9 protein-coding genes are annotated in these 14,222 nt (G+C 73.9%); 8 read left to right on the top strand and 1 reads right to left on the bottom strand.

Translation table 11 applies throughout. The annotated features are described in order from the left end of the window. Positions 1–20: 20 nt before the first annotated feature. The 4 genes from KBX34_RS19105 (at position 21) to KBX34_RS19090 (ending at position 5,391) form a co-directional block, all read left to right on the top strand. Positions 21–881, top strand: a complete 861-nt coding sequence (locus KBX34_RS19105) for a universal stress protein (RefSeq protein WP_210794268.1) — start codon at positions 21–23, stop codon at positions 879–881. 68 nt (positions 882–949) lie between these two features. Next, on the top strand, positions 950–3,343 hold the full coding sequence (locus KBX34_RS19100) for a phosphoketolase (protein WP_210794267.1): 2,394 nt from the start codon (positions 950–952) through the stop codon (positions 3,341–3,343). 11 nt (positions 3,344–3,354) lie between these two features. Further along, positions 3,355–4,212: a universal stress protein gene (locus tag KBX34_RS19095; RefSeq protein WP_210794266.1), complete on the top strand. Its 858-nt coding sequence runs from the start codon at positions 3,355–3,357 to the stop codon at positions 4,210–4,212. A 183-nt stretch (positions 4,213–4,395) separates the two neighbouring features. Then, complete coding sequence (locus KBX34_RS19090) at positions 4,396–5,391, top strand: nitroreductase (protein ID WP_210794265.1); 996 nt, start codon at positions 4,396–4,398, stop codon at positions 5,389–5,391. 8 nt (positions 5,392–5,399) lie between these two features. On the opposite strand, the gene KBX34_RS19085 is transcribed toward KBX34_RS19090, so the two are convergent. Further along, the gene (locus KBX34_RS19085) at positions 5,400–6,392 is read right to left on the bottom strand and encodes an NAD-dependent epimerase/dehydratase family protein (RefSeq protein ID WP_210926103.1); all 993 of its coding nucleotides are present in this window, start codon (positions 6,390–6,392) and stop codon (positions 5,400–5,402) included. A gap of 218 nt (positions 6,393–6,610) precedes the next feature. On the opposite strand from KBX34_RS19085, the gene KBX34_RS19080 reads away from it, so the two are divergent. From KBX34_RS19080 to KBX34_RS19065, 4 genes are read left to right on the top strand one after another with little or no spacing between them, the layout of a single operon-like run. Next, positions 6,611–7,543 (top strand): ABC transporter ATP-binding protein, encoded by a 933-nt coding sequence (locus tag KBX34_RS19080; RefSeq protein ID WP_210794263.1) that lies wholly within the window; start codon positions 6,611–6,613, stop codon positions 7,541–7,543. After that, positions 7,540–8,262, top strand: coding sequence for an ABC transporter ATP-binding protein (locus KBX34_RS19075; RefSeq protein ID WP_210794262.1), 723 nt, complete (start codon positions 7,540–7,542; stop codon positions 8,260–8,262). The genes KBX34_RS19080 and KBX34_RS19075 overlap by 4 nt, the downstream gene beginning before the upstream one ends. A gap of 7 nt (positions 8,263–8,269) precedes the next feature. Continuing rightward, a complete protein-coding gene (locus KBX34_RS19070) occupies positions 8,270–11,437 on the top strand; it encodes an FtsX-like permease family protein (RefSeq protein WP_210794261.1) in 3,168 nt (1,055 codons plus the stop codon). Continuing rightward, on the top strand, positions 11,434–14,193 hold the full coding sequence (locus tag KBX34_RS19065; RefSeq protein ID WP_210794260.1) for an FtsX-like permease family protein: 2,760 nt from the start codon (positions 11,434–11,436) through the stop codon (positions 14,191–14,193). Before KBX34_RS19070 ends, KBX34_RS19065 begins: the two co-directional genes overlap by 4 nt. Positions 14,194–14,222 lie beyond the last annotated feature (29 nt).

The following is a 14,222-nucleotide window of genomic DNA, read 5'->3' as shown; positions in this document are numbered from 1 at the left end:
CGCCCGGGAGGTGATATCGGATGGCCGCACCCGCCGACGCACCGGTGCTGGTCGGCCTCGGGTCGGACCTCGACCTTCCGGTCGTCGCGCAGGCCGCGCAGGAGGCCGCCGGACACGGCCGGCCACTGCACCTGCTGCACACCTTCGACTGGCAGGCGGCCTTCGCGGCGGACACCGTCGCCGCGCCCCGCGATCGGGCCGAGCAACTGATCACACAGGCGGCACAACTCGCCCACCAGACCGAGCCGGGGCTGACCGTGGGCGCTGAGATCGTCGAGAGCGCCCTGCTGCCCACCCTCATCCGCCGGTCCGAGACAGCATTCCTGCTCGCGGTCGGCGACAGCGGCATGGCCGGCAGCGGCCAGTGCATCCCGGCCGAGACATCTGCCGTGCAGTTGGCCGCGCGGGCCGGCTGCCCGCTGATGGTCGTCCGCCGCGAACCGCCCCCGCAGGGGCCGGTGCTGGTCGGTGTGGACGGCTCACCCAGCTCACATCTCGCCCTGCAGTGGGCCGTGGAGTGCGCGGCCCGCAGGGACGCCCGGCTGCTGGCCCTGCGGGTGGTGGAGTACGACGAGGACACCGACGCGGTCGCCGAGCAGCTCAGCGAGGCGCTCGCCCGGCACACCGATCTCCACGGCGGGGTGCCCACCGAGTGCCGCGTCGTCCGGGGTGATCCCGCCGAGGTGCTGATCGACATGTCCCGCTCGGCACAGGTGGCGCTCGTCGCCGCCCGCGGCGACGAACCGGGGCGCGCCATGCTGGGTGCGGTCGCCCAGTCCCTGCTCTACCACTCCCCGGCCCCGGTGGTCGTCGTCCGTGGTCTAGCCGAGAAGCCGCTCACCGGGCACACTGCCCGCCCGGCCCGGGACCAACGGCCCTGACCACCGGCGACCGCAGCGACGAGACTGGACGCCGGACGCCCACCCGACCCGCGAGAGGCTTACGCAGCATGGACTCCGCTGTTGACCTGCACAGCCCTCTGACCGAAGACGAACTGCGTCGGCTGGACGCCTACTGGCGCGCCGCGAACTACCTCACCGTCGGGCAGATCTACCTGCTGGACAACCCGCTGCTGCGGGAGCCGTTGACAGTCGACGACATCAAGCCGAGGCTGCTCGGCCACTGGGGCACCAGCCCCGGCCTCAACCTGATCTACGCCCACCTCAACCGGGTGATCGTCGCCCGCGACCTCAACGCCATGCTGGTCACCGGCCCCGGCCACGGCGGCCCGGCCATCGTGGCCAACACCTGGCTGGAGGGCACCTGGTCCGAGCGCTACCACGACGTGGCGCGCGACGAGGCCGGGATGTCCAAGCTGTTCCGCCAGTTCTCCTTCCCGGGCGGCATCCCCAGCCATGTCGCGGCGGACGTGCCGGGTTCGATCCACGAGGGGGGCGAGCTCGGGTACGCGCTGAGCCACGCCTACGGCGCCGCGTTCGACCACCCGGACCTCGTGGTGGCCTGCGTGATCGGCGACGGTGAGGCGGAGACCGGGCCACTGGCCGGCAGTTGGCTCTCCAACGTTTTCCTCAACCCGGCCCGGGATGGGGCGGTGCTGCCCATCCTGCACCTCAACGGCTACAAGATCGCCAACCCGACCGTCCTGTCCCGGATCCCCGAGGCCGACCTGCTCGACCTCATGCGCGGCTCTGGCTACCAGCCGTACGTGGTGGCTGGCGACGACCCGGCGCAGGTGCATGGCACGCTCGCCGCGACGATGGACCGGGCACTGGACGAGATCGCCGAGATCCAGCGGCGGGCCCGCTCCGGTGGCGTCGTCGAACGCCCCCGCTGGCCGATGATCATCCTGCGGACGCCGAAGGGCTGGACCGGTCCCGCCGAGGTCGACGGCATCCAGGTGGAGGGCACCTACCGCGCCCACCAGGTGCCGCTGTCGGGCGTACGCGACAACCCGGCGCACCTGGCCGAGCTGGAGCAGTGGCTGCGCAGCTACCGGCCGGAGGAGCTGTTCGACGCCACCGGCGCGCCGGTCGACGAGTTGCGGACGCTGCCGCCGCGCGGTGACCGGCGGATGAGCGCCAACCCGGTCACCAACGGCGGCCTGGTGCTGCGTGACCTGGCCCTGCCCGACTTCCGCGACTACGGCGTGGAGGTCCCCGAGCCGGGCACCCCGATGGCCGGCGCGACCGGCGTGCTGGGTCCGTGGATCCGCGACGTGATCAGCGCCAACCCGCAGACGTTTCGACTGTTCGGCCCGGACGAGGTCGCCTCCAACCGGCTGGGTGCCGCCTTCGAGGTGACCGACCGGGCGTGGGTGGCCGCGACAGTGCCCGGCGACGACCACCTCTCGCCCGACGGCCGGGTCATGGAGGTGCTCTCCGAGCACCTGTGCCAGGGCTGGTTGGAGGGTTATCTCCTGACCGGCCGGCACGGCGTGTTCACCAGCTACGAGGCGTTCATCCATATCGTCGACTCGATGCTCAACCAGCACGCCAAGTGGCTGAAGGTGACCCGGGCCATCCCCTGGCGGCAGCCGCTCGCCTCGCTGAACTACCTGCTGTCCAGCCATGTCTGGCGGCAGGACCACAACGGCTTCTCGCACCAGGACCCGGGCTTCATCGACCACGTGGTCAACAAGAAGGCCGAGGTGGTGCGGGTCTACCTGCCGCCGGACGCCAACACCCTGCTCGCCACGATGGACCACTGCCTACGCAGCCGGCACTACATCAACGTGGTGGTGGCCGGCAAGCAGCCGTCGCCGAACTGGCTGACGATGACCGAGGCGATCCAGCACACCCGCCGCGGCCTGGGCATCTGGGACTGGGCCAGCAACGACGACGGCAGCGAGCCGGACGTGGTGCTCGCCTGCTGCGGGGACGTGCCCACCCTGGAGACGCTGGCCGCCGCCGAACTGCTGCGCCAGCACCTGCCGGAGCTGAAGGTGCGACTGGTCAACGTCGTCGACCTGATGCGACTCCAGCCGGACACCGAACACCCGCACGGCCTGCCGGACAAGGAATTCGACACCATCTTCACCCCGGACCGGCCGATCATCTTCGCGTACCACGGTTACCCGTGGCTGATCCACCGACTCACCTACCGGCGTACCAACCACGACAACCTGCACGTGCGCGGCTACAAGGAGGAGGGCACCACCACCACACCGTTCGACATGGTGATGCTCAACGACCTGGACCGCTTCCACCTGGTCATCGACGTCATCGACCGGGTGCCCGGGCTGGGAGCCCGGGCCGCGCACCTGCGCCAACGGATGGTCGACGCCCGACAGGCGGCCCGCGACTACACCCGCCAGTACGGCGAGGACGACCCACAGGTCGCCGAGTGGCGCTGGGTCCGCGAAACCGACCCGACCAACCCCTGAAGGAGAACGACGTGCGCGACGCGGAGATCCTGGTCGGCTACGACGGCTCGACCGACGCCTCGGTGGCTCTCGACTGGGCGCTGGAGGAGGCGCGGCACAGCGGCCAACCGGTGCGGCTGGCGTACGTCTTCGAGTGGTTGACCGTGGCCAGTTGGGTCGGCCCCGGCGTGGCGCCCGGGGTCTGGCCGGACGACACCGCCCGCCGGCAGGTCGAGGAGCTGGTCCGCAAGGCGGCGGCCGACGCCGCCGCCGCGAACCCCGGCCTGCGGATCACCGGCGAGGTGTACGACGGGCCGCCCGCCCTGGTGTTGCAGGAACGCTCAGCTGAGGCGGGCATGCTGGTGCTCGGCAGCCGAGGCCACGGTGGCTTCGGTGGTCTGCTGGCCGGGTCGACGGCGATATCGGTCGCCGCGCACGCCCACTGCCCGGTCGTCGTGGTCCGGGACGGGGTCGGCAGCGCTCCGGTCGACGCGTCGACCGGCCGGGTGGCCGTCGGTGTGGACGGCTCGGGACCGTCGCTGGTGGCGCTCGGGTTCGCTGCCGAACGGGCGGCGCAGCGCCAGGTGCCGCTGCGCGTCCTGCATGCCTGGACACCGGGCCCCGGCGGGGCGGCCGGTGTGCCCGACGAGCAGGCCGCTGTGGAGCAGGCGCTGGAGCCGTGGCGGCGGACGTTCCCCGATCTGGCCGTGACTGTCGACCTGGTCCCGAGCAGCCCGGCGGCGATGCTGATCGAGGCGAGCCGCGACGCGCGGCTGGTGGTGGTCGGCAGCCGGGGCCGGGGCGGGCTGGCCGGGATGCTGCTCGGCTCGGTCAGCCAACAGCTCATCCAGCACGCCAACTGCCCGGTGGCGGTGGTCCGGGAACGCTGACCTCCGCCGACCTTGAGCGCGGTGTCGAGGGTTTCGGACCGACCTCGGCGGGCGGACCGGCCCGCCGAGGTCGGGACCTGTGGCCCTGCGGTGACACCACCGCTATGCACATGATGGTGCGGCAACCCCCGCACCACAGCCGTGTCGTGAGGCACGATGAGCAGAGACGGAAAGGTCGTGACCATGAGTCAGGAGAACCAGCTGACCACCGCGCTGGCGGAGGCCGCCGCCACCGCCGGCCACGCCCCCTCGGTGCACAACACCCAGCCGTGGCGTTGGCGGGTGCTGCCCGACGCGCTGGAGCTGCGCTCGGTCGCCGACCGGCAGCTCGCCGCCTCCGACCCGGAGGGCCGGCTGCTCGCGATCAGCTGTGGCACCGCCCTGCACCACGCACGGCTCGCGCTGGCGGCCGAGGGGTGGCGCGCCGTGGTGGAGCGGCTGCCCGACCCGGGCGACAGCGAGCTGCTGGCCCGACTGACCGACCTGAGCCAGACAAAGGCAGACCCGGACGCCATGCACATGGTGCAGTGCATGCAGGTCCGGCACACCGACCGGCGGCCGGTCAGCGACGAGCCGGTGCCGTCCACGGCGATCGAGCAGATCGTCCGGGCGGTCAACGCGGAGGGCTGCCGGTTGCAGATCCTCGACCGCGACCAGGTGCTGGAGCTGGCCGCGACGGCCAGTCACGCCGACACGATCGAGGCCGAGGACCCGGAGCTGCGCGCAGAGCTGCGTTACTGGACCAGCCGCGCCGGCGAGGGCACCGGCCTGCCGGCGGAGGTGCTGCCCGAGCAGCCGCCGCAGACCACAGTGCCGGGTCGCGACTTCGGCCGCCCCGGCAGCCTGCCCGTGAGTCCCGGCCACGACCGCATGGCGGTGTACGCGATCCTGCACGGCGACGAGGACGAGCGGGACAGCTGGTTGCGTGCCGGCGAGGCGCTGTCCGCCGGTTGGCTGACCGCCACTCGGCTCGGCGTGTCGGTGGTGCCGCTCAGCGCCGCGGTGGAGGTGCCGGGCACCCGGCAGACCCTGCGGCAGATGCTCTCCGTGATCGGCTACCCGTACATCGTGCTGCGGTTGGGCATCGCGGACCCGGCACAGTCGGGCCCACCGCACACCCCGCGACTGACCGCGGCGCAGGTGGTCGACACCTCCGCGGTGCGCGGCGGGCAGGGCTGACGGGACGGTCAGGCGGCGAGCACCGCGGCCTCCCGGGCCGGGTCCAGCCCGATCGAGCTGTGCAGCGGTCGCCCGGCGCGGGAGGGCACGGTGCCGACCTCGCGTAGCCACCGCCAGGTGTCGTCGACAGTCTCGGTCACCGACCGGCAGGTCAACCCGGCGGCGAGAGCGCGGGTCACGTCCCGCTCCAGCAGCCCTCGGTAGGGGTGACCGGTCGGCAGCCAGATCGGCAGATCGTTCCACGCCTGCACACCGGCGGCGAGGATCGTCGTCGGATCGGTCCAGCGCAACCGGGCGTCGGCACCGGTGGCAGCCACACACGCGTCGAGCAGCTCACCCATCGTGGTCTGCCCGGGACGACCGGTCGCGTTGAACGTGCCGCCCAACCGCCGGGCGCCCGCGTCCAGCATCCACGCCGCCAGATCGCGAACGTCGACGTACTGCACCGGCAGGTCGACCGGCCCGGGCGCGAGCACGTCGCCGCCGCGCTCGACGCGACGCAACCACCAGGGCAACCGGCCGATGTCCTCCCCCGGGCCCAGGATCAACCCGGCCCGGGCGACCAGCGCGCGGTCGCCGAAGACCTCCCGCACGGCACGCTCGGCACCGGACTTGAGCTGCGGGTAGTCGCCGTCGACGGCGCCCGGGTCGGCGTCCACCACCGGGGAGTCCTCGCTCAACCCGGGCGCGGCCGGGTCGGTGTAGACCGACCCGCTGGACACGTACACGAAGTGGCCGACCGCGTCGACCAGGACGCGGGCGGCGTCGCGGGCCGCGCGCGGCGCGCCGTCCCAGGTGTCCACCACCAGGTCCCACTCGCCGCCGGCCAACGCCGCCAGACCGTCCGGCGCGGTGCGGTCACCCCGCAACCGGTGTACGCCCGGGGGCACCGAGCCGTGCAGACCTCTGTTGAACACGGTCACCGACCAACCCCGCCGCACAGCCTCGGTGACCGTCGCCCCGCCCACGAAACCCGTACCACCCAGCACCAGCAGTCTCATGCGCTCCACAGTGCCGGCGCAGCCCGGCGGGCGGCACCCCGTTTCACCGGTAGCGGATCTGCCCGTGGCAGAACCCGCCGGGGTCCGGTGGTCGGGAGATTCCGATCCCGCGGCACCCTCGTCCAGAATGCAGGAAAGCCGCCCAGGGCATGGTCAACGGAGCCGCCGATTGCGAAACTGCTTCAATCTGCGTGAGCACAACCCGGACGGAGCAGGGAATGTCCAGCACACCGCTGTCCCTGCCGCAGCCATCCGCACGGGCACCCGAGTTCGGCCGGGACGCGCTCATCGTCTGCGAGAACCTGGTGCGGATCTACCAGACCGGTTCGATCGAGGTGCAGGCACTGCAAGGACTGGACCTGGCCGTGGAGAGCGGTGAGCTGGTCGCCGTCGTCGGCGCCTCCGGGTCGGGCAAGTCGACGCTGCTCTCCATCCTGGCCGGCATCGACGCCCCCACCGCCGGGCGGGTCCGGGTCGATGAGTGGAATCTGCTGGCGATGTCCCGCGCGGACCGGGTGGACTACCGGCGGCACACCGTCGGGTTCGTACGGCAGCAGACGGCGAGCAACCTGATCCCCTACCTGACCGCACGGGAGATGGTGGACCTGCCGATGACGGCGGCCCGCACCGCGGTCAAGGAGCGCCGGGAGCGCGCGGCCGAGCTGCTGGACAGCCTCGCTGTCGCCGACTGCGCCGATCGGCGCCCCGGGCAGCTCTCCGGAGGGCAGCAGATGCGCGTCGCGATCGCTGTGGCGCTGGCCAACCAACCACGGGTCCTGCTCGCCGACGAGCCGACCGGCGAGCTGGACGCCGCCACGTCCGCCGAGGTCTTCGGCGTCCTGCGGGACGTCAACCGACGCTACGGCGTCACCGTTGTCGTGGTGACCCACGATCCGGAGGTCAGCAGCCAGGTCGAACGGACCGTCGCGATCCGGGATGGACGTACCAGCAGCGAGGTGCTGCGCCGCACCACCACCGACGCCGAGGGCGACACGCATGTGATCGCCGAGGAGTACGCCGTGATGGACCGGGCCGGGCGGGTCCAGGTGCCCCGTGAGTTCCGCCAGGCGCTGGCGCTGACCCGACGGGTCCGGCTGGCCCTGGAACCCGACCACATCACGATCCGCCCCGACTCGGGAAGCGGCGAATGAGCAGCGAGCCGTTGCTCAGTGTGCGTGGCGTACACCGGCGATTCCGCACCGGGCCGACCGTCGTACACGCCCTGCGCGGCGTGTCGTTCGACGTGGCCGCCGGTTCGATGGTGGCGCTCGTCGGCCGGTCCGGCTCGGGCAAGACCACCCTGCTCAACGTCATCGGCGGCCTGGACCGCCCGGACGCCGGCACCGTGCACGTCGACGGCACCGACGTCACCGCGCTCGACGAGGACGGCCTGTCCCGGCTGCGGCGCGAGAAGGTGTCGTACGTCTTCCAGAGCTTCGGGTTGATCCCGGTGCTGTCGGCCGCGGAGAACGTCGCCGCCCCGCTGCGGATGGCCCGCGTCGCCCCGACCGAGCGCGAGCGGCGGGTCGAGCTGCTGCTGGAACTGGTCGGCCTGGCCGACCACGCCCAGCAGCGGCCGGCCGAGCTGTCCGGTGGCCAGCAGCAGCGGGTGGCGATCGCCCGCGCGCTGGCCGCCTCGCCCCGGCTCCTGCTCGCCGACGAGCCCACCGGGCAACTGGACGCCGAGACGGGCCTGTCGGTGATGGCCCTGCTGCGCGGGATATCCGAATCCGAAGGCGTCACCGTACTGGTGTCGACGCACGACGCGGTGATGATGGCCCTGGCCGACCGGGTGATCCGCATCCACGACGGGCACCTCGACGAACAGGCGACCGGGCAGCCGTACGAGTCCGTGCCGGACGCCGGATGACCCGACGATGCTGAGGCTGGTCAGCCGGCGCGCCCGCGCGCAGTGGCCGTTGCTGGCAGCCCTCCTCGGGGTCGTCACGATCGGCGCGACACTCCTGGGCACCTGCACCCTGCTGGTCACCCGCACCGCCGAGCGGGCGCTGGAGGTCGCCATGGCCCGCGCCGCCCCCGCCGCCGTCGACGTGACCGTCTACACCGGCACCGTCGAGGGCAGGGACACGCGGTCCGTCGCCGCCGACACCCGCACCGTGGTGGCCTCCGCGCTCGCACCGTTCCCGGTGACGACGACCGCGCGGGCGTCGACGGTGCTGCGAGCGCTGCCGCCCACGCTCGCAAAGGGCACCACCGTCGGAGCCCAGGCGTACCTGTCCGGGCTGGACGATCTGCCGGCCCGGGCCGAACTGGTCACCGGGCGCTGGCCACAGCACCCTGGCGACGCGGTGCTGCTGGAGTCCACCGCCCACCTGCTCGGCATCACCCCCGGTCACCGGGTGCGCCTGGGCGCCGAGCTGGCCCACCCGCCCGTCCCGGCCATCGACGTGACAGTCGTCGGTGTCGTACGCCCGCTGGCGGGGCGCGGCTGGGAACGCGACCCGCTGGCCGCGGCCGGCTCCGCCACCGGCTACCGGGACGGCCGCTTCCTGCAGCCGGTCAACGCCTACGGCCCGTTCCTCGTCGACCTCGCCGACCTGGTCACCACCGGCGCCACAGTCGACCGGATGGAGGTCACCGCCCATCCGGACCTGTCCCACGCCAACCGCCACGACCTGGAGACCGCGGCCGGGGCCGTCGGCGGCGCCGACCGCCGGTTGGCCGGCACCCTCGGCGACCGTGTCACGCTCGCCCGTGTCGCCTCCGACCTGCCGCTGACCCTGCGGGCCGCCGACGACCAACGGCACGTCACCGCCGCCGTCGTGCTCGCCGTCGCCGCCCTCGGCGGTGTCCTGGCCGCGACAGCACTCGTCCTCGCCGGCCGGCTGACAGCGGGCATACGCGCCGATGAGACCGCCCTGCGGTCCGCCCTGGGCACCAGCCGTCGCCAACTCGCCGCCACCGCGACACTCGAGGCCGGGCTCGTCGCCGCCGTCGCCGCAGCGCTCGCGACACCGGCCTCGTCGGCCCTGCACGCCGGCCTGACCCACCTGCCGCCGCTGGACGGCGCCGGCCTGACCGTCCGGCCGGCCATCGCCGGTGCCCAGGTCCTCGCGGTCGCCGGCGGCGCGCTGGTGCTCGCCGCCGTCCTCACCGTCCTGGCGATCCGGCCCGTCCCGGCAGCCGGCGATCGGCGCACCCGCCGCGAACTGCTGGCCCGATCCGGCGCCGACCTGATGCTCGCGGTGTTCGCCGCCGCCGGATGGTGGCAGCTGTACGCGCAGCCCACCGCAGCCAGCCCACGCGCCGATGCCGTCCGGGTGCTCGCGCCCGCGCTGCTGCTCACCGCAGGCGCCGCCCTGGCTCTCCGGGTGGTGATGCCCGCCCTGCGCGGCGCCGAACGGTTGGCGTACCGCGCCCGTGGGCTGGCGCTTCCGCTGGCGGCTTCCGAGGCCGCCCGCCGGCCACAGGCGGTCGCCGCCGGGCTGCTCGTCGGACTGGCCTGCGCGGCCGGGACCTTCGGTCTCGCCTTCGACAGCACGTGGCACCAGTCGCAGCGCGACCAGGCCGCGCTCTCCGTCGGCACCGACCTGGCACTCACCCTCAGCACGGTGCCGGTCGCCGGAGAGGGCACGGTCGTCAGCGCGGTCACCGCGGGGGTGGTCAGTCCGGCCCTCGACCGTGGTACCTCCGTCGGTCAGTGGCTCGGCACCGCCGGCGATGCGCCGCGCCTGATCGCCATCGACACCACCCGCGCCGACACGCTGCTGCGCGGGCGGCTGGACAGTGACCGCGGATGGGCGGGCGTCGGCGCCACGCTGGCGCCGCGCACCCGGGTCACCGGCCTCGCCATCGGGAAAGGCACCCCGCTCGTCCTGAGCGGGACCGCCGACGACGACGCACCGCTCACCGTGACGCCCCGGCTGCTGCTGCAGGACGCCAGCGGCCTGCGCACGTCCTGCACGGGTCCCGCCGTACCGCTCGACGGCCAGGAGCATCGGCTGCCCGCCTGCGCGACGGCTGACGGGCAACGCCTCGTCGCTGTCGCCCTGCCGGTCACCGCGGACGCGGTTGGCGGACCCGTCGCCGTAGCCGTCACGCTCACCGTGCCGCCCGCCGGGTCGACGGAGAGATCCACAGACGGATCGGACTGGACCGCCACGTCCGCACCGCCGGTCCCGAGCAAGTTGAGAGACCCGACCGTCATGGTGTCCGCCACGCCGACGGGATCCGCGCTTCGGATGGCCGCGACCGTCGACCTCGACGGTGCCGAGGACGCCGCCCGAACCCTCGTCGCCACCGCCTTCCCGGACCCCGGCCCGGTGCCCGTCGCCGTCTCCGCCCGCTTTGCCAGCGAGGTCGGTGCCGAGAACGGCAGCCAGCTCAGCGTCACGGTCGGCATCACGCCCGTCCCGGTCGTCGTCACCGAGGTCGTGCCGACCGTACCGTCCGCCCCCGGCGCCGTAGCCGTCCTGGCCGACCTGGACACGCTGTCCCGCGCACGCGCCGTCACCGGCGACCTGACGTTCCCGGTCGACGCCTGGTGGGTCGGCCACCCGGCCGGTGCCGGCGCCGCCGAGCGGGCCACCGCCCTGCACCTGGGCACCGTCGCGACCCGCGAGGCGGAGACCGCCCGCCTCACCGGCGGCCCGCTGCGCGCCGGGCTGCCGGCCGCGCTCCGGCTCATCGTCCCGGCTGCGGCCCTGCTGCTGCTCGCCGGCGTCGTCCTGCACGTCACCTGTGATCTACAGGTCCGCGCCGTCGAGGTGGCGCGGCTGCGCGGCCTGGGGATGTCCCGGCGCGGCATCCGGGCCGTGCTGCTCGGCCAGCACGCCGGCGTTCTGCTGCCCCTGCTCGCGGCGGGCGCCGTCGTCGGCGCGCTCGCCACCCGCGTCGTCGCTCCCCTGCTCGTGCGCTCCGACACCGGCGCCGCGCCCGTCCCGGCCACCCAGCCACACTGGCCGTGGCCAGCCGAGGCCGCACTGCTCGCCGTACTGCTGGCCGGATGCGTGCTGGCGGTCGCCGTCGTGGTAACCGTCCAGGTCCGCCGGGCCGACGCCGCGCACCTGCGGGTGTCACCGTGAACCGGTGGCTGACCCGCCGGTGGCCGGCGCTGCACTGGCCCAGCATCCGCGGCCGTGGCCGCACCGACGCGGGGCCACTGCTGCTCACCGCCGTCGTCATCGCGGCCGTCACGCTGCTCGCCGGAGCCGTGCCGGCGCTGCTGCGCGCCGCCGCCGACGAGGCCGTCCAGGACACGGTCCGCCGCGCCGGCCACGACTCGAACGTCCTCGTGCACGCCAACTGGGAACGCGACGACGGGCCGACCGGCGGACGGGTCCGGATGCCCCGCCTCGCGGAGGAGCTCGACGACTTCCGCGCCCAGGCGACCTACGCGCTCGGCCCCGACCTGGACGCCGCGCTGCTCCCACCCGTCGCCGCTGTCAACGGCCCGGTCCTCAACATCACCGGCGGCAGCGTGCCGCGTACCTTCCAGTTCACCTACCTGGCCGGTGACCTCGGCGGCCCGGACGTGACCTGGATCGCCGGCAGCCCACCCGGCCCCACCGTCTCCGACGAGTACGTCGAGACCCCCTACGACGGACCGCCCTGGCCGGTGCAGGTCGGCCTCTCCGAGGAGGACGCCACCGCACTCGATCTCGGCCCCGGCGACCGAATCCCGGTCAGGGACGGCCAGGGTCGCGACAAGGACATCCGGGTCAGCGGGATCTACCGACCCGCGGACAGCGCCGACCCCGCCTGGCTCCTGGCTCCTGCACTCCTGCGCCCCGTGGCCGGCGCCGACGGCGTGGGCATCACCCGGTTCGCCGGCCTGCTGTCGCGCGAGTCGTTGCCGGACGCCCGGCTCGCCATCGACGAGGACCAACTCCGCCGTACCGTCCACTTCGCACCCGCTCCCGACGCGCTCAGCTGGGACGCCACCGTGGCGCTCGCCAGCCAGGTGGTCAAGCTCAAGGCAGCCTCCGGCTCATCAAGCGACCGCGGCCAGACCCTGAAGTGGGAGTCGCAGCTCGACACCGCCCTACGCGACGCCCGTACACGGAACAGCGCTGCTTTCGCACAGGCCGCCGTCCTGCTCACCGGAGTGCTGAGCGCCACCGCACTGGTCCTGTTGCTCGCCGCCGACCTGCTGGTCCGCCGCCGTACCCCGGTGCTGAGCGCCGCCCGGCAGCGTGGGGCGGCGCTACCCGACCTCGGTGCGGAACTGATCATCGAGTCCACAGTGGTGTCCCTGTCGGCCGCCGCCGTCGGGCTCGCGTTCGCCCGCGCGGCCGCTCCGGGCGTCTCCTGGACCTGGGCCGTCCCCGTGGTCCTGGCCGGCGCCGTCGCGGGGCCGGCATTCGGCACCCTCGCCGCCGCCCGCGCCAGCCGCGACCGGCGCCAACCCGCCAACCCGGCCGCCCGACGCTGGATCCGGGCCACCGGCCAACTGCGCCGCGCCGCAGTGGAGGCCGCGGTCCTGATCGCCACGGTCGCCGCCTTCGTCACGCTGCACCAGCGTGGGCTCCTGCCCGTCGCCTCCGACGGCGACACCGCTGAGCTGACCGGCGACCTGATCCTGCCGATCAGCGCCCTCACTCTGGGCGCGCTCGTCGGCGCGCTCGTCCTGCTCCGGCTGCTGCCCCTCGGGGCACGGTTCGCGCTCCGAGGGGCCCTGCGTTCGCGCCGCCCGCTGGCCGTGTTCGGTGCCGCCCAGGCGGCCACAACGGCCGGGCGCGCGCTGCCGTTGCTGGTTCTGGTCAGCACCGCGGCGCTCGCGTCGTTCGCGCTCATCCTCGGCACGACCGTCACCCGGGGTCTGGACGACGGCGCGTGGAGCACCGTCGGCGCCGACGCCCGCCTCGACGTCGGCACCGACGCCGAGGCAGCCACGCCCGCACTCGCCGAGCGCATCGCCGCCGCACCCGGGGTAGGGCAGGTCGTCGTCGCGCAGGTGACCGACTCGGCACGCGTCTTCACCGAATCGACACTGCTCACCCCACGTCTGGTCATCGTGGACGCCGCCGCGTTCCAGCGTCTGCTGGCCACCACTCCGCTGCCCGACGCGCCGGCGCTGGCACGCCTCACGACACCCGGCCCTGGCCCCGGGGACGTCCCAGCGCTGGTCCGATCGAGCGACGGCAACCTGCGGACCGGCACGCAGCTGCAGCTACCCCGCGACGGTGCCCCGGCGATTCGTCTCGCCGCGGTCGGTACCGCTCCCTCCGTCGGCGGTGCCGACGACATCGTCATAGTGGACGCCGAGGCCCTCGCCGACGCCGGGCTGCCCGCCGTTCCGAACACCGTCTGGGTGACCGGCCCCGGCGCGTCGCGGGCCATGTCGAACACCGGCGTAGCCGCCGACGTCGTGCTGCGCACGGACGTCCTGCGGGCGCAGCGAGTGGCTCCGCTGACCGCTGGGCTGCTACGGCTGGCGTGGACGGCCGCCGCGGTGCTGCTGGCGCTGGGGTTGCTCGGCCTCACGCTCGCCGCCGCCGCTGGCGCGTCGGAGCGGTGGCAGACCCTGACCCGTCTGCGGACCCTCGGCCTGCGGCCGCGCGACGCCCGCTGGGTCGCCGCCGGAGAGCTGCTGCCGCCGGTCGTGGTCGTTGCGGTGTGCGGCCCGCCACTCGGGGCCCTGCTCGCACGCCTGACTCTCGGCCCGCTCGACCTGCGGCTGCTCACCGGCCAAGCCACCGAACCGGCGGCGGTGCTGCCGTGGTGGCTGCTGGGCCTGGTGAGCGTGGCGCTGCTGGCGACGGCCGCCGCGGTCATACCTGTCGAGTCGGCGCTGCGGCGACGGGACCGGCTGAGCGAGGTTCTCCGCGCCGGCGAGTAACCGGTTACTGGCAGAACCGGGCGGAGCCC

The organism is Micromonospora sp. M61 (assembly GCF_018070245.1).
Lineage (GTDB): Bacteria > Actinomycetota > Actinomycetes > Mycobacteriales > Micromonosporaceae > Micromonospora > Micromonospora zamorensis.
The sequence above is the reverse complement of the archived record's forward strand: the minus strand, read 5'-3'. Positions and strand labels throughout refer to the sequence as shown.